This window comes from Neolewinella agarilytica, from assembly GCF_900110645.1.
GTDB lineage: Bacteria > Bacteroidota > Bacteroidia > Chitinophagales > Saprospiraceae > Neolewinella > Neolewinella agarilytica.
The window spans coordinates 252,693-269,482 of the sequence record NZ_FOFB01000001.1 but is presented as its reverse complement, the minus strand read 5'-3'; the positions used below and the strand labels follow the sequence as shown (position 1 = coordinate 269,482).

Below are 16,790 nucleotides of genomic sequence, written 5' to 3'. Positions count from 1 at the left end.
TTCACCTTAAATCGATAGAATCATGTTTAATTTCAAGTTGATCATTGCTTTGTTCGTGTTCATGCTTTCAACGGTAAGCCTTACGGCGGGTAGTTCTCCGGTACTCATGGTTACGGATTCTCTACCCAACGGAACGGATCAGGCCAGGTTAGAACAAATTGAAAAGAAGTTAGCCCGTAGTCCGCACTACAAAAACCCTAATGCAGGCGGCCGGTTGGCGGTATTTAACCGCAACGCACCTGAAGCCACCGTTAGTAGAAAGGAAATACTAACCGGACCTGCCTATAAAAACAGAAAGCGGGGAAGAGTCCCGGCAGACACTACGGCTAAAACGGGTACGACCCGCCCAAGACTGATGGGGCCACGGTACAAAAACCGGAGATTTAAGTCTCATCGTCCTCAGTAAGGTCGAAATTTATAATGCTTCACACCCACGCATTTATGGCTATTCAGGTAAGAATTCTCCCCCCTTCCGCTCTCTTCATTTCTGACCCGCAGGGAACGGATCTTGGAAAGAGAATTCTTGCCAATAGCATTTCCCTGATTAACAAGGTGGGCCTGGAAGATTTTACGTTTAGAAAGCTGGCTGAAAATATTGGTTCCGCCGAGGCTAGCGTCTATCGTTACTTCAGTAACAAGAATCAGTTGTTGTTATACCTCACCAATTGGTATTGGGATTGGGTACACCACCTTGTTGTTCAGGAAATGGTTAAGGAGCGCGATCCATGGCTGCGATTGAAAGCAGCCATTGGAGTATTGGTCAGACCCTATTCCAGTAAAATGGGAGCAGATTACATCAACCAGGCGGAGCTGCACCAGTTGATTGTCAATGAAGGTACCAAGGCCTACCGAACAAAGCTCGTGGACCAGAAAAACAGTAAAGGTCTTTTCTGGGGGTATAAAGGGCTCACCGAAGAAATCAGTAAGATGATCCTTCGGATTGATCCACAGTTCAGGCATCCAAAAGCATTAGCCTCTTCAATATTTGAAATGGCCCACGACCATCCTTTTTTTGCCAGACATATTCCCCGGCTTACCGATCTGGAAAATAACGAGGACATTAGTGACCGCCTGGAGGAAATGCTATGGATCTGGACGACGAAGCTATTGGGGCGCTCTCCCCAAAAGGCTTTAGGCGCGGCAACTTCGCCCTGCCGGGTTTTCGTTACCCGAAACCTGAAAGCCGATAGTGCCTTACGGCATTGGGCCGATGTATCCGGCAACATAATCACGGGGCGTTCTTTGCTGAAGTTTGCACAAGTTCCCTTCGAAGTGCCGGCTGGTGCTGACTGGTGGTTCTTCTACAGCTCCAAAGCTGCAGAGTTCTCCCTGTTCTCGGTTACACCACCCGATAACGTTCGTCTGGCAGCAATTGGGGAAGGGACGGCCAAAACGCTGCGAGAGCTTACCGGCCGTGTTGATTTTGTAGGCAAAGGTTCACCCGTCAGGGTGGCGGAGCAATTCAAAGCAATTGCTGAGGGTGATCGGGTTTTCTTCCCCCGGGCTAAAAAATCCCTGCTTACCATACAGCGGCTGCTTGATGAACACGTCACCGTGTTGGATGCCGTGTGCTATGACAACGAGCCCATAGTCGTAACGGAACCAATCGAGGCTGATGTCTTCATTTTTACCAGCCCCATGAACGTCGGAGCTTACCTGGATCAGCAGGAACTGGCCGCATCCACCCGGGTGCTTGCCATTGGCGGACGTACCGCAGCGGCACTTTACCAACGAGGGTATTCAGCTGATTTTCCGAAGACTCCTTCGGAACAAGGACTCGTCGAGATACTTGCAGAAGGCTCTGCTTAAATGAACTGTTTAACTAAATACGCCGATCATGACACTCTTCAATAAAATAAAATGGATACTTGGAATCGTCCTGGTATTTCTGCTGGTAATTACTACCAACTTGATTGATCGGCAAAACTTCATGATCATCGAAGCGTCGATCGAAACCATCTATGCGGATCGAATAATCGCGCAGGATATCATCTATGATATCTCTAAAGAGGTAACAAAGAAAGAAATAAGCTACGTCAAACCCAACTCCGACCAATTCCCCGACGGCAATAGTTCTGAAAACAACCGAATAGAAGAGTATCTCAAACTATTTGCGACTACTAAGTTAACGGCAAAGGAAAAAATGGTCTTTGATCAACTGAAATCAAAGCTGAGAGACCTCCGGTTAACGGAAGCATCTGTAGTCCGGGATCAGAAGTCTGGTGAAAGGTTGCAAACGGCTATTCTGGCCGTTCGCGAACAATTGGACGAGTTAGCTGACATTCAGGTTCAGGAGGGTAAAAGAGAGCTTTACGAAAGTAAGAAAGCTCTTGGAACTGCGCATCTTTTCACCCAATTAGAGATAGCTGCCCTGATCCTTATGGCTATCCTCATTCAGGTCATTATTCTGTATTCTCCTAAACTTGATCCGGAGGAAAATCTATAGCGCCCGAGGAGCTTACCGGAGGTTTCGACTTCCTGTTGATCAGGCAGTTTTCTTTATCCGGTGGGTAAACCTCACCCGAAATATTTTGAATAGAGAATGGGAGTTGCCCGAGTAGCAGTCGGGCGGTGATGCACGATCATTGAAACGGGAAAGTTGCCTTCTGTCAAGTTTACTTGCCAAAACAACATTTTGTAGTTCCAAATACCCGCCGTAGGTTTGCCCATGCAGGAGGTAATCTTGCAAAACGGAATTCAATGATTAATCGTAATTTTTACTTTGAGTATGGCTTTTACTTTTACCCGTCGGGTAAGGGACGCTAGCTCATTGTACCAATTGCATTGAAGAAAAGTGGCCCTGATTCATCGGGGCCACTTTTCTTTTGTACACCACCGAAACTAAACGTTGCCATGGAAACTACAACGGCAAAGAAACAATTGAGGGTTAGTATTCAGGGCTACGCTGGTGCCTTTCATGAGGCCGCCGCCCGGGCACACTTTACGGATCGGGAGGTGATTACCGTTCCGGCGCACACTTTTACGGATGTGGTGGAACAAGTAGAGACCGGGGTTAGTGATCTGGGGCTGATGGCCATTGAGAATACCCTGGCGGGCAGCCTGATGGCAAATTACGACCTTTTGCAGACGGCCAATCTCCGCATCACGGCAGAAGTCTACCTGCGCATCCGACTAAACCTGATGGCCTTGCCCGGCACCCAACTCAGCCAGTTGAGGGACGTGTATTCCCACCCGGTGGCCCTGATGCAATGCCGGGAGTTCTTCAAGGTATGGCCGCAGATTGAAGTCAGCGAAGCAGTAGACACCGCGCTCAGCGCCCGTGAAGTAATGGAAAAAGGTGATCCTACCCGGGGAGCTATTGCCAGCAGCGCCGCTGCTGAACTTTACGGACTGGAAATCCTTGCCCCCGGCATCGAGACGAATAAGCTCAATCACACCCGTTTCCTGGTCCTTGAACGCGGACGGGATCATTCCGCTGATCAGGGAAATAAGGTAAGCCTGAGCTTCTCTACCAGCCACCAGTCGGGGTCCTTACACAAAGTGCTTAACGTGCTGGCGGCTTACGAAATTAACCTCACAAAAATCCAGAGTAAGCCGATCATGGGCAAGCCCTGGGAATACCGCTTTCACGTCGATTTTCTCCTGGAAGGACATGTCTCTCTTGCGCAGGCGCTGGAAGCCATCCGGCCCATTTGCAGCGAGTTGCGGGTACTTGGGGTTTACGATCAGGGCATAAAACCATAAAAAAACGTCCCCCTCCCTCCATCCGCCGCCCCACAATTTTAGATAAGCGATAATGACAGCTACCAAAACAATGATAATCCCCACTTCAGACCGCCTCGGAGACGTAAAGGAGTATTACTTCAGCAGCAAGCTGCGGGAGATTGCCGAGCGCCGGCAGGCCGGGCAAGACATTATCAGCCTGGGCATCGGTAGCCCGGATATGTCACCCGCTCCGGAAGTGATTGAGGCCCTCACCACAGCGGCCAAACAGGCCGGAAAGCACGGATACCAGTCTTACGCGGGCATTCCTGAATTACGCCAGGGCTTTGCCTCCTGGTACGACCGTTTTTTTGGTGTGACGCTCGATCCGGAAACAGAGATTCTGCCCCTGATTGGCAGCAAAGAAGGCATCATGCACATCAGCATGGCCTTTTTGAATCCGGGAGACGAAGTATTGGTTCCCAACCCCGGTTACCCGACTTACCGATCGGCCACGGAGCTGGCCGGTGGCGTCATCCGGGACTACCGCCTGACGGAAGCCGAAGGCTGGTTGCCTGATCTCGACGCGCTGGAGGCGCAAGACCTGAGCAAGGTGAAGATCATGTGGGTAAACTACCCGCATATGCCTACGGGAACGGCTGCGCCGGAGGGCTTTTACGAACGGCTGGTGAGCTTTGCCCGCCGCCAGGAGATCCTGATTTGCAACGATAATCCCTACGCTTTCATCCTTACGGATTCGGTGAAAAGTTTGCTCTCCGTCCCAGGAGCGAAGGAAGTAGCCATCGAGTTGTGTTCGCTGAGCAAGGCCCAGAACATGGCAGGCTGGCGGGTGGGCGCAATCGCAGGTGCAAAGGAATACCTGAAGACCGTTCTCCGCTTCAAAAGCAATATGGACAGCGGTATGTTTCGTCCCGTTCAGGAAGCAGCCGTAGTGGCATTGGGGCTTGGCCAGGATTGGTATGACAGCCTTAATGACCATTACCGTCGCCGGCGGGAGGTTGCCTTCCGCATCATGGATACACTGGGCTGCAGCTATCGCCGGCAGCAAGTAGGGCTTTTCGTCTGGGCTCGCTGCCCGGAGGGTAAGACCGGCTATGACCTCAGCGACCGTGCGCTCTACGACCACGATGTTTTCCTCACCCCCGGAGGCATCTTCGGAGACGAAGGCGAGGCCTACATCCGTATCAGCCTTTGCTCTACGGAAGAAAAACTGGCCGAAGCGCTGGCCCGACTCTCCACTGCTTCATAAGCTCATCATCGCATCCTGCGGTAGCGCCCCCCTGATTTTCTCCCCTTCATTCTCTCATTCCTCCATTCATTCATTCTCTCATTTCCTCATTCACTGTGACCATAACAATAATCGGAATCGGCTTAATCGGTGGCTCCCTCGGGATCACGCTAAAAGAATGTGGCTTCGCTACCCGGGTAATTGGCGTGGATAACCGCCCGGAAAACATTGATAAAGCCATCCGCCGCCGTCTCGTTGACGAAGGCATGTCTTTGGCCGAAGGCGTTGCTGTTGCTGATGTAATTATCGTGGCTACCCCCGTTGACGCCATGCGCAAACTCTTACCCGAAATACTCGATCGGGTAGGAGAGAAGCAGATAGTTGTTGACGTAGGCTCCACCAAAGAACTGTTGCTCGAAGAAATTCAGGGGCATAAGAACCGTTCCCGCCTGGTTGCTTGTCACCCGATGGCCGGAACAGAATTCAGTGGGCCGGAGGCCGCCATTCCAAACCTCTTTGACGGTAAGATGTGTGTCATCGTTGATGGTAGTGACAGTGCCCAGGACGCCGTATCAACCGCCGGGCGCCTCTTCAAAAGCGCCGGGATGCACCTGAGCCACCTGGACCGTAAGGCCCACGACGTTCACTGTGCTTACATTAGCCACATCAGTCATATTGCCAGTTTTGCGCTTGCGCTGACGGTGTTGCAAAAAGAAGAAAACGAAAACAGGATATTCGAGCTGGCCAGCTCCGGGTTCGGTTCAACGGTCCGCCTGGCAAAGAGCTCCGCCGATATGTGGGTGCCTATCTTCCGGCAAAACCGGGACAATGTGCTGGACGTACTGGACGAACACATCGAACAGCTCTCTAAATTCAGAACGCAGTTGATCAAGCGCGATTTTGATGGTTTCTATGAACGCATCGAACGCGCCAATCAGATTCAAAAAATACTTAAATAATCCGCTGGCCTTTAGCGCCGGTTTAGCCGTAAAGGCACGAACAACTAAATAGCTCAATTATGGAAATGAATATTAAAAAAGTATTGACGCCTACGCCCGGTCGTGGTCTCGTTATTGCTGGCCCCTGTAGCGCCGAGACCGAAGGTCAGGTAATGCAGTGTGCTAAAGACCTGGCGAAGCTCAACCAGGTAGACCTCTTCCGCTCTGGCATCTGGAAGCCGAGAACCCGCCCCGGAAGTTTTGAGGGGGTTGGTAAAGAAGGTTTGCAGTGGCTGAAGCGCGTAAAGGAAGAGACGGGCCTGCGTACGACCACCGAAGTGGCTAAAGCGGCTCACGTTTACGACTGCCTGAAGGCGGGCATCGATGTGCTTTGGCTCGGGGCACGCACCACGGTAAACCCCTTTAGTGTGCAGGAAGTAGCCGATGCCCTGAACGGTACGGATATTCCCGTCCTGATCAAAAATCCGATTAACCCGGATCTCGGCCTGTGGCAGGGAGCCGTTGAGCGGATTTACAAGGCTGGCATCACCCGGATCGGACTCATCCACCGTGGCTTCAGCTACCACGGAAAAACCAGCTACCGCAACGTACCGCGCTGGCAGATGGCCATCGAGATGAAGCGCAAGTTCCCCGATCTGCAGATGTTTGTTGATAACAGCCACATCTGTGGTCGCCGGGATACGCTGCAGGAAGTAGCGCAGGAGGCGCTCAACCTCAACTATGATGGCTTGATGACGGAGGTGCACCCGCGTCCGGATGAAGCCTGGAGCGATGCCGCTCAGCAGATTACTCCACAGGTCTTTGGTGAAATGCTGCAGAACCTGCGTCTGCGTAAGCCTACGGCGGACGAAGTGGAAATGGCTGAGCTCATCGAGCTGCGCCGGCAAATCGACGAAGTGGACAGCGACCTGATCGGTATGCTCGGTAAGCGGATGCAACTCGCCGATTCCATCGGTGAATTCAAAGCTGCCCGTAACATTGCCGTACTACAGTCTGACCGTTGGGAAGCGATTATGGCTGAAGCAGCCAAGGCGGGTGTGAAGCATGGCCTGAGTGAAGAATTCATGAAGTCTTACCTCCGTGCCGTGCACCAGGAATCCATCGATCACCAGGATGCGATTGTGAATAAGTAAAGCATCTCCTTAGATCGGTCATCGGATGTAACTTTTGCCTGACGAAGTCGGCAAAAGTTCATCCGATGGCTATTTCGAATTATGTATCGGATGAACATTTGCGCGGCTGCGTCAGCGACGGTAGTTCTACCGACTACCGTCTACCGACTACCGTCTACCGACTACCGTCTACCGACTACCGTCTACAATTCTATATCTCCACCGTGAAGCCTGCAATTTTGTAGCGCTTCTTCAGGTCAGAAGCGTAACGCAGGGCACTTTTTTGGGTGTCAAAGGGGCCGAGGATTATCTTATAAATAGCGCCGGCACTGGTGTCAACCTTCTGGATTAGGATGTTATCGAACCACTTTTTTTGCAGTTCGGTGATTTTGTCCATCGCCTTTTCCAGGTCTTTAAAGCTGCCGACCTGCACGCCATGGCCGCCTGCCGGAGGGGACAGTATTTCAATTTTGTAGGTGCCGGGAGCAAAAGTGGCGGTACGGGCGTAGTCCTTTTTGCCGGCAACGGCAGCATTCTTGACTTCTGAGCGGGCAGCGGTGACCGTTGGGGTAGGCTTGCTTTGCGTAGCGTCACTTCTGCTGGGCGCAGTAGTATTGGTTTTGGGCGCGGCCGCAGGTGCAGTGGAAGTTGGAGGCGCAACGGGCGTCCGGTCAGCCGTACTCGGTGTAGCGGCGGGTGGGTCTTGCGCCCGACGGGTAGGTACTTCGCTGTCGGAAGTCGAAGGGGAGACTACAGGAGGAGCAACTACAATGGGGGCTTCATTCGGGATACTGGCGGGTTGGTCCGGGGTAGACAATAAGGTTACCTCAACGGGGACCGTTTCTTTACCCAGCATTCCCAGAATAGCGGCAGCCCGCTCACTTACTTCAATTACCCGTCCGCGGATGAAGGGCCCTTTATCGATGATCTTAACCTTTACGGTTTTACCATTTTCTACGTTGCGGACCTGTACTACGCTATTCTGCGGATATTGGCGGTGAGCAGCTACCAACTCGTCTTTATGGTAAATGACTTTGTAGGCTGTTTCAGCACCGTCGTAGGCGTCGCTGTAATAGCTGGCCAGTCCGTTTTCGGTATCGCCAACCAGCTGGGCGGATAAGGCAGTGGTGAAAAGGCTACAGATAAAGAGTAATAATAGAGATCGCATAGTCAATAGTTGTTCGTGCAGTAAACGCGATAGTAGCGGCAAATAGTTCGCCGGGACGGGAGGCAAAGCCTACCTTCGCCGCATAAGACTCCAAAAAAGATAAACTTCTAACCGTGACTAACCCAGACATTGCCCGCCACTTCAACGAATTAGCCAAGCTGATGGAGCTGCACAAGGATAATCCCTTTAAGATCCGCTCCTACTCCAACGCCTACAACAAGTTGCGGAAAAACGATCAGGAGCTGGCGGGAATGAGTGAAGAAGAGCTGCAGGGTATTGATGGTATTGGAAAGGCCATTGCGGCAAAGATCCATGAACTGGCCACTACCGGCAAGATGGAAACACTGGAGAAATGGCGGGCACAAACTCCGGAAGGCATCCGGGAGATGCTCTCCATCCGGGGCTTTGGCCCGAAGAAGGTTAAAGCGGTCTGGGATGGCCTGGGCGTTACCTCTGTCGGGCAGCTCCTCTACGCCATTAATGAAAACCGGCTCGTGGAGCTCAAGGGCTTCGGAGCGAAAACCCAGGAGACGCTAAAGGAGAAGCTGGAGTTTCATCAGCGAAGCCAGGGGCAGTTTTTGTACCGGGCGCTGGACCAGGCAGCGGAGGCATTACTTTCGCAGCTAAGGGCGGCTTACCCCGAGGAGGTCTTTGCCCGCACGGGCGCGCTGCGCCGCGCCTGCCCTACGCTTACTCACCTTGCTCTTCTAACGACCCTTGCACCTGCGGCCTCGCCCACAATTCCCGGTATCGAGGAGGTTAAAACTACTGATGACAAAACCAGCGCTACGGTCGATGGCTTTCCTCTTGTAATTCATCACTGTTCGGCCGCTAATTTCGGCTCCCGCCAATTCCGCCATACGGGCTCGGAAGAGTTCCTTAAAGCATTCGTGGAGCGCCACCCCGGTATTGATTTTGCCGGCCTGGCCACGGAAGAAGACGTTTTTGCAAAAGCAGGCCTGCCCTATATAGAACCTGAGCTTCGGGAGTCGGATTGGGCCCTGGAGCTGGCAGCTAACGACCAGCTGCCGGAGCTGATCACCCAGGAAGATATTCGTGGAGTTGTGCACAGCCACTCCACCTGGAGCGACGGTATTCACTCCGTCCGCCAGATGGCTGAAGCCGCACGGGATAAAGGATACGATTACCTGGTGATGAGTGACCACTCAAAGACGGCCGTCTACGCCAACGGCCTGAGCATAGAACGGGTGAAAGAACAGTGGGCTGAAATTGACGCTCTAAATGAAGAAATGGCACCCTTCCGGATTTTTAAAAGTATTGAAAGTGATATTCTTACCGATGGAAGCCTGGATTATCCGGAAGAAATTCTAGCGGGCTTTGACCTGGTTATTGCCAGTATCCACAGCCAGCTGAATATGGATGAGGAAAAGGCGACAGAACGCTTACTGACCGCGATTGCTAATCCATACACAACCATTCTTGGCCATCCGACCGGTCGCTTATTATTGAGCAGGAAGGGATATCCCATTAATTATCAGCGTGTTATTGATTCCTGTGCAGAACATGGGGTGGTTATTGAATTAAATGCTAATCCTTACCGGCTTGATCTGGACTGGAGCTGGATTCCCTACGCCTTGGAAAAGGGAGTGAAAATAAGCATCAACCCGGACGCTCATTCTATGGGCGGGATGGACGATATCAAATATGGCGTAGCCGCCGCCCGTAAGGGAGGACTTACCAAAAATGGGTGTTGGAATACGGATTTAATTGTCTGAATGACAGTAAGTTGCTTGTGAAATTGCGGGTAAAACGTGGGCGAAACAGAAGCAGTGGGGTCGATGTTCGGTCCGTTCTGACATTTATTTTGGAATGTCAGCTTAATGTAATGAAACTGACAGTTGCCTCTTTCTTGTAGATGAATTAGCAGCGTATACGAGTCACTTATCGTTAAGTTTGCAGCCGCTATTGCGTCTTTATATATCGCAATGGTTTTTATTATTTATTACGTCTTGACTTTTACTGTTAAGGGAATGATTCATTTCATTCACTCAAGATTTTACACCCTTTCCTTACCTTAATTCATATAATAACCATGAGTAGATTTAACATTTTTTTCTGGGCAATGCTATTAGCGGGATGTACCGCTCTGCAGGCCCAGTCCGTTGTGACCGGTTCGGTCATGGACGATGAGGGGATCCCTCTCATTGGCGCGTCAATTCTTGCACAAGGAACTACAAGTGGTACCGTTGCTGACATTGACGGAAATTTCACCCTGAACGTGCCTGCTAACGTGGAGCGTTTGGTGGTTTCTTACACTGGCTTTGCCACCAAGGTTATCCCTTTAGTGGATGGTCAAACCAAGTATTCTGTCGTTTTGGATAACGACGGCATCGGCCTTGAAGAGGTGGTTGTTGTTGGCTATTCTCCTACACGTCGTAAAGACCTGGTAGGATCCGTAGCTTCCATTGACGGAGCGGACGTTAACCGGGAAGCTGGTGCAACCATTCAGGGAGCGCTTCGCCAGGCTGCTGGTGTTGTCGTTCAGCAGTCTAATGGTGCTCCTGGCGCCGGATACAACATCCGTGTTCGTGGGGTAACGTCCATTAATGCTTCCAACGAACCACTGTTTGTAGTGGACGGTGTGCCGATTATTTCCGGTTCTTTCGCTCAGGAAGGTACCGGTGGCCAGGGTACAAACGCTTTGGCGGACATTAACCCTGCTGACATCGAGTCTATGGAAGTACTCAAAGATGCTTCCACTACGGCGATTTATGGTAGCCGGGCGGCAAACGGTGTAGTACTGATTACCACTAAGAGCGGTAAGGCAGGTAAGACCAAAATCAACGTCAATTCCAGCTATGGTTTCAACGAAGCCATTAAGACCATTGACGTAGTTGACAACGTAGGCTACAGCGACTATATCGAAGAGCGTTACGGTTTCCGTGATCCTTCTCTGCTTTCCGGGCAACTTGATTCTACAACTTACAGTGACTGGCAGGACCTGATCTTTGATCGTAACCCCATCCAGAGCCACAACGTGAGCATGTCTGGTGGAGACCTGAAGACGAAGTTCTTCACTTCTCTTTCTTACGATGACAACCAGGGTATTCTGAATGGCACCCGCTTCAAGCGCTACAGTGCCCGTCTGAACCTTGACCACAATATTTCTGACAAACTCTCGGCGGGTATCAACCTGAACTACGTTAACAGTAATAACAAGCGTATCCAGGGTGATAACAACATTTACGGAGCTATTTCCACGGCTATCCTTCTGCCTCCGGTAGCCAGTGTACGGAATGCAGACGGCAGCTATGGCTCTGCTTTCGGCCTCGAAAACCCCGTAGCCGCTACTGAGGAGTACCAGAACCGTGCGCTGACCAACCGGATCATTGGTAACACTCAGCTTACTTACTTCCCCATCGAGCAGATTGCCCTGCGCGCCAAGCTTGGGGTAGACAACGTCAACTTCCGCGAAAACGTTTTCGAGCCAAGCGTTCTTCAGTCTACTCCACAGGGGTCTATTGTTGAGAGCAGCAACGTTCGGACGCGTATCCTGAATGAGTATACCGCTACCTACAACGGCCAGGTTGGTGCCGCCAGCCTTAATGCTACCGTTGGAGCTATTTTCCAGCGGGATGATATCCGCCGGAACTACTTCAAGACTAATGACCTGCCGAGTGATAACTTCCCAAGTGCTGATGCTGCGGCAACGCCGGCCACCATCGCTGGTGATCAGTTTGGCAGTACCCTGCAGTCTTACATCGGTACGGTTAACCTCAACCTGCTGGCCGGCCTTTACGTAACGGCTTCTTTCCGTGCGGACGGCTCCAGCCGCTTCGTGAACGATAAGTGGGGCTACTTCCCCGGTATTGCTGCGGGTTACGACTTTGCCGCCAGCAAAAAAATTGCCGGCTTCAACCAGCTTAAACTACGCGCCAGCTACGGCCAGACCGGTAACAACAACATCGGTGACTTTGCGACCTCTCCGCTCTTCGCCGGTGGCGCTTCTTACCTGACTACTCCCGGTATTTCCCAGTCTCAGTTGGGTAACCCTGACCTGGTTTGGGAAACAACTTCTCAGGTGGACATCGGAGTGGACATGGCCTTCCTGGACAACCGGATCACTTCTACGCTTGATTTCTACATCAAGGAAACCAGTGACCTCATCCTGAACCGCCCAATCCCAACAAGTTCCGGATTCGGTTCTGTCGTTTCTAACGTAGGTGATATGCGAAACACGGGCTTTGAAGCTAGTGTGAGCTTCCTGAATGTGGATGAGCGTGATTTCACCTGGACGACCTCCCTGAGTGCTGCCTACAACAAAAACGAAGTAACTGCGCTGTTCAATGACCAGCCACAGGACTTTGGCTTTGCCACCCGCCTGGCCGTTGGCCAGCCAGTAGGCTCTTTCTTCGGTTTGGAAACGGACGGTATCTACCAGAACCAGGCAGAAATCGATGCTGACAACGCACTCAATGCTGAGCGTGACTTCATCGTTGGCGCACAGCCCGGTGACTTCCGCTTCAAGGATAACAACGGTGATGGTATCATTACTGATGACGACCGGACCTTCATCGGTTCGGCTCTTCCGGACGTAACGGCCGGTGTTACCAACAAACTTACTTACAAAGGGCTGTCACTGGATTTCTTCTTCCAGTTCAGTTTCGGTAACGATGTTTACAACAATAACCTTGGTTTTGCCGAAGGTCTTAACAGTGTATTTGCACCTACAGTACGTGCTTACGAAGGTGCATGGCGCCAGGAAGGCGACGGCGATATGTTCCCACGGATCACCGGTGGTGCTTCTGCTGATAACAACCGCCAGGACTCCGACCGCTACGTAGAAGATGGATCTTTTGTTCGTCTGAAAACGGCCTCTCTTTCCTACCAGCTGCCTAACAGCATCGTTCAGGATAAGCTGGGCATTGAAAGCCTTCGCTTCTACATCAACGGTACCAACCTGATTACCTGGACCGACTACAGCTGGTACGATCCGGAAGTAAACACTTTCGGAGATGATAACGTAGCGCTCGGTACGGACTTCCTCACTTACCCGCTGGCACGTACTGTGCAGTTCGGTATCAACCTTGGATTCTAATCAGAAAACGATGAGCGGGGGCAGTCAAAAGCACTGCCCCGCCAACCGTTTTTTATTAGCAATAAATACAAATAAAACATGTTTAAGCAACTATATCGCGGAGCAGCGTTGCTGGCCTTTGCCGCAACCTTCACCGCTTGTGATTCTTTTGGCCTTGAAGCCATCACTCCAATTGATGCCGTTCCGCTGGAACTGGCCATCACTAACGCTCAGGGCGCTGCAGCAGCCCGTACCGGAGTCTATGACGGGCTCCAGACGGCCGATCTCGCTTTCGACGGTTTCCTCTCGCTGCCTCTGTACTACAGTGATGACTGTGACTGGACGGGGACCTTCCCAACCCGGGCTCAGTTTGACAACTACAATGTTCTGCCATCCAACGGTACTATGGCTAGCGTATGGGCTGACTACTACGCCGTTATTAACTCCGCTAATAACCTGCTGGCCGTACTTCCTACCGTAGAAGATGCTTCGCTGGATGATGCTACCCGTAACAACTACCTTGCCGAAGCCCGCTTTGGTCGCGCTATTGCTTACTTCCAACTGGTTCAGGGTTGGAGCGATGTTCCACTGATCCTGACACCAACCGTTGGTGTGGGCGAGGAGCTTAACGTACCCAAAAGCTCTGCCAGCGATGTTTACGATCAGATCATCGAGGATGCAACCTTCGCCGCAGCGAATCTTAACGATCTCTCGCTTGGTATGTCACCTGCCGCAGCAAATGCTTTGCTGGCACGGGTTGCGCTCATTCAGGGGCGTTACCCGGACGCCAATACCTTTGCAACCGCAGCAATTGGTGCTGATTACGACCTGACTTCAGAAGCTTACCTGGAAGATGAACTGTTCTACCTCGAATTCAGTTCCACGGATGGTAACAGCAACGCTTTCTTCTTTGGCCCGGCGGCCCTGAACGGCCGCTATTCTATCGCTCCAAGTGCGGATCTGGTAGCTGCCTACGAAGACGGAGACCTTCGCAAAGACCTCTCCGTCGCAACCGATGATGCCGGAGCTAACTATGGTATCAAGTATGACAACTTCGCAGCCGGTTCCGGTAGCCAGGACGATCCTCTTTACCTCTTCCGCGCAGCGGAAATGGTACTCGTACTGGCGGAAACCGAAGCCCGCGCCGGAAACTTCGATGAGGCCAGCGATTGGATCAACCAGGTGCGTAGCCGCGCCGGACTGGATGATGTTACCCTTACGGCTGATAACTTCCTGGACCTGATCCTTCAGGAACGCTACGTCGAACTGGCTATGGAAGGTGGACATCGCCTCTGGGATCTTCGCCGTACGGGAAAAGCCGTAGAGGTATTCGGACCTGCCGGATACGAAGCCTGTGACAATGTTTGGCCTCTGCCCCAGAGTAACATTGACACGAACACGGCATTAGAGCAGAATGCCTGCTGCAACTGCTAGAATCCGTAGCGTTTTTCTGTAATTTAAGCCTCGTACCATACTGCTTGGTGCGAGGCTTATTTATTTCACCTGAATCAAATTAATAATGAAATTCCTAATCGTTTCTCTTCTGTTGTTTTCCTGCCCGTTATTCGCCCAGTACAGTAACATAAGTCTCCTGGATCAACTCCGTCTCGAGATCGAAGAGCAAGACGCCAGCGGCACTTTCTTGATGGCCGGCAACACAGCTGATGTTTCTGAACTGGAGGAGATGGATAAGGTGGAGTTTCTGCAAAGAGCCATCGTTTCTCTGGCGGTGGAGCGCTACAGCACATTTGCCGGAGATCCTTACCTGCACAAAGATTTTGGCCACGGCGTTCTCCGCAATCTTTCCATGGCCACCTTTCCGCTCAGCCACCTCAACTACAATGCATACTCCGGAAGGGTAGAGTACCGAAACGGGAATAATTGGATAGAGTTTCGGCCAGACTACTTCCCCAGAATAGAGTTTGACGAAGGGCAAAAAGGAACGAAGACACTGGTTTATGGCTTACTGCCAGACTATCCGGGGCACTATTCTGTTTTACTGTTTAGTGGCGATAATATCCGGGCCGCTATTCATCGTAAAGTATTCACTTTTGAGAACAAGACTTATGATGCCGGTCCCGTCGCCACCCGCTTTGCCCCCAAAGACTTTCTCTATGTTTTCGTAGACGGAAAGTGGAAGCAAACTTCCTTTAAAGCCAAGGCTTTGACCAAAGATCTTGGTTTCTCTAACGAAGTGATGGGCTTCATTAAAAGCCACAAGCTGAATCCCGGAGACGTTGAGGATCTGCAAAAGATTCTTGCTTTTGCTGACGGTCTGTAGGGGCGGCGCTGTCGCAGGTGCAATGAAGGGTGGTGATAAGAGCAATGGGAGGCAGTGAAATTAAATTTCTGCCCACCCACACTATCTCTTCTGCTGGGAGCCTTATCTTAAGGCAGCAATCCCTGTATCGTGCAACAAGTGTTTACCCTACTACTGACTTTTTTCTTCACTATGAGCCTGGTGGCTCAGATTACCGGCTATGTGGACAGTGTAGAGATACATCGAACGGATACCATTTATTTTGACTTTGGCTCTGACGAGCTAACCGAACAATCCGCTGCTGCCGTAGCCTCCCTTGCTGCAGATCGGCCCGGAGAGCTGGAGCTTTACCTGGAAGGGCATACCGATGCCGTAGGCTCTGATGCCCTCAATGATGCACTTGCTGAACGCAGAAGCCAAAACACCCTGGCCGCCGCCTTAGCCGCTGGCTGGCCCGCTGATGCCGTTGAGATCCGCCATTTTGGTGAAAAACGCCCCATAATTAAAACGACCGATCGGGAGTGGCGTAACCGCCGCGTACTACTTCGCTCAGGGCTGCCTAAACGTTATGCCCGATTTCGCGGCAGGATCACGGATGAAGCGGGCAATCCGCTGGCCGGCGGCGTAATTGCACACGGGCGCTATTTACAGGACACTGCCAGATCTAACGACGAAGGAGAATACACCCTGTTTTTACCACTGGACGAAGCCATTCGGTTAGACGTTTACGCCCGCAACCATTTTTTTAGCAGCCACACACTAACACTGGAAGCGGCTTCCGCTACGGACACGGCACTGGTTACCCGGCTGGAGACCGCTGCCGTTGGCTCAAAAATCAGTGTTCCTGATTTATACTTCGTTGGTAACCGGCGGGACCTGCTCAAGGAGTCCCTGCCGGTCTTACCGCGTCTGTTGCAGTTTATGCGTACCAGCCCCGAAATCCGGATTGAACTGGCGGGCCACGTCAACAGTCCGGGAGATAAGCAAGGGCCTGGCAGCTGGCAATTCCGCCTGGCGGAAGGCCGGGCAAAGCTGGTGCATGATTACCTGCTGCACTTTGGCATTCCTGCTTCCAGAATCAGCTGCCGGGGCTATTCGAATTTTGAGATGATTTACCCCAAGGCCAGAGGCGAAAATGAAATGCGGGCTAACCGCCGGGTGGAGATCCGGGTGCTGAGCAGTGGGGTGATTGACTAGTCAGCCGTCGGCCCGTCAGGGCCGGGTGTTCCCGGACATTGCCCCTTCGTTTTCCCTTTGCACCTGCGCGCTGCGGCCCCTTCCTTTTAGAATGCTTGTCAGGGAAATTGAGGTCTCCCCAAGGCATCTTTTCGTTGTTTTCAC

At 51.9% G+C, this 16,790-nt stretch carries 13 protein-coding genes; 12 read left to right on the top strand and 1 reads right to left on the bottom strand.

Annotation, left to right across the window (positions count from 1 at the left end; translation table 11 throughout):
• Positions 1-22: 22 nt before the first annotated feature.
• From BM123_RS00980 to BM123_RS00950, 7 genes are all read left to right on the top strand, one after another.
• Entirely contained in the window at positions 23-406 is a 384-nt protein-coding gene (locus BM123_RS00980) for a hypothetical protein (protein ID WP_090164934.1), read from the top strand.
• Between the two features lie 35 nt (positions 407-441).
• Positions 442-1,809: a uroporphyrinogen-III synthase gene (locus tag BM123_RS00975; RefSeq protein ID WP_139211712.1), complete on the top strand. Its 1,368-nt coding sequence runs from the start codon at positions 442-444 to the stop codon at positions 1,807-1,809.
• Positions 1,810-1,837: 28 nt separating this feature from the next.
• Positions 1,838-2,446, top strand: coding sequence for an MCP four helix bundle domain-containing protein (locus BM123_RS00970; protein WP_090164932.1), 609 nt, complete (start codon positions 1,838-1,840; stop codon positions 2,444-2,446).
• 407 nt (positions 2,447-2,853) lie between these two features.
• Positions 2,854-3,705 carry a prephenate dehydratase gene (locus BM123_RS00965; protein ID WP_090164931.1) on the top strand — a complete coding sequence of 284 codons (852 nt, stop codon included), beginning with the start codon at positions 2,854-2,856 and terminating at the stop codon, positions 3,703-3,705.
• Positions 3,706-3,757: 52 nt separating this feature from the next.
• Positions 3,758-4,933: a pyridoxal phosphate-dependent aminotransferase gene (locus BM123_RS00960; protein WP_217642076.1), complete on the top strand. Its 1,176-nt coding sequence runs from the start codon at positions 3,758-3,760 to the stop codon at positions 4,931-4,933.
• 95 nt (positions 4,934-5,028) lie between these two features.
• Positions 5,029-5,871 (top strand): prephenate dehydrogenase, encoded by an 843-nt coding sequence (locus BM123_RS00955; protein WP_090164929.1) that lies wholly within the window; start codon positions 5,029-5,031, stop codon positions 5,869-5,871.
• A 59-nt stretch (positions 5,872-5,930) separates the two neighbouring features.
• The gene (locus BM123_RS00950; RefSeq protein ID WP_090164928.1) at positions 5,931-7,004 is read left to right on the top strand and encodes a chorismate mutase; all 1,074 of its coding nucleotides are present in this window, start codon (positions 5,931-5,933) and stop codon (positions 7,002-7,004) included.
• Between the two features lie 190 nt (positions 7,005-7,194).
• On the opposite strand, the gene BM123_RS00945 is transcribed toward BM123_RS00950, so the two are convergent.
• Entirely contained in the window at positions 7,195-8,151 is a 957-nt protein-coding gene (locus BM123_RS00945; RefSeq protein ID WP_090164927.1) for a septal ring lytic transglycosylase RlpA family protein, read from the bottom strand.
• A 113-nt stretch (positions 8,152-8,264) separates the two neighbouring features.
• On the opposite strand from BM123_RS00945, the gene BM123_RS00940 reads away from it, so the two are divergent.
• The 5 genes from BM123_RS00940 to BM123_RS00920 all read left to right on the top strand — a co-directional run bounded on the left by BM123_RS00940 (position 8,265) and on the right by BM123_RS00920 (position 16,646).
• Positions 8,265-9,887 (top strand): DNA polymerase/3'-5' exonuclease PolX, encoded by a 1,623-nt coding sequence (locus BM123_RS00940; protein ID WP_090164926.1) that lies wholly within the window; start codon positions 8,265-8,267, stop codon positions 9,885-9,887.
• Positions 9,888-10,204: 317 nt separating this feature from the next.
• A complete protein-coding gene (locus BM123_RS00935) occupies positions 10,205-13,210 on the top strand; it encodes a SusC/RagA family TonB-linked outer membrane protein (protein WP_090164925.1) in 3,006 nt (1,001 codons plus the stop codon).
• Positions 13,211-13,288: 78 nt separating this feature from the next.
• On the top strand, positions 13,289-14,623 hold the full coding sequence (locus tag BM123_RS00930; RefSeq protein ID WP_090164924.1) for a RagB/SusD family nutrient uptake outer membrane protein: 1,335 nt from the start codon (positions 13,289-13,291) through the stop codon (positions 14,621-14,623).
• Positions 14,624-14,708: 85 nt separating this feature from the next.
• Positions 14,709-15,470, top strand: a complete 762-nt coding sequence (locus tag BM123_RS00925; RefSeq protein ID WP_090164923.1) for a hypothetical protein — start codon at positions 14,709-14,711, stop codon at positions 15,468-15,470.
• A gap of 138 nt (positions 15,471-15,608) precedes the next feature.
• Positions 15,609-16,646, top strand: coding sequence for an OmpA family protein (locus tag BM123_RS00920; RefSeq protein ID WP_139211711.1), 1,038 nt, complete (start codon positions 15,609-15,611; stop codon positions 16,644-16,646).
• Positions 16,647-16,790: the final 144 nt, after the last annotated feature.